This window comes from Isoptericola croceus (assembly GCF_029382255.1).
GTDB lineage: Bacteria > Actinomycetota > Actinomycetes > Actinomycetales > Cellulomonadaceae > Isoptericola > Isoptericola croceus.
Genome location: NZ_JARLLG010000271.1, coordinates 1 through 271, shown reverse-complemented (window position 1 = coordinate 271; position 271 = coordinate 1). Strand labels below are relative to the sequence as shown.

Here is a 271-nt window from a genome sequence, read left to right as displayed (position 1 = left end):
CCAATACACAGACGTGCTCCCGCTCCAAAGGCGAAGAAGAACCGTTCTGAAGAATGAGCTGATTAGCAGGGCACTTTTCAGTAGATATGGGACCGTTGAACGCACCCATGTCTCCCTTTTCCTTCCCAAGCCAGCGCTCCGGGCGGAACTCTTCCACGTCGTCTCCATATACCGATGTGTCGCGGTGTACCACCCAGGGGTTGACGCCGATGATTGTCTATTTCTCTTAGTTTTTAGACGTCACTTATGGATTGAGGTTTCTACTCACCTC

1 protein-coding gene is annotated in these 271 nt (G+C 51.3%); it reads right to left on the bottom strand.

The features are described from left to right. Positions 1 to 211: hypothetical protein (locus PZC42_RS23160; RefSeq protein WP_368860290.1), on the bottom strand; the 211-nt coding region annotated here is incomplete at its 3' end. Between the last annotated feature and the right edge of the window lie 60 nt (positions 212 to 271).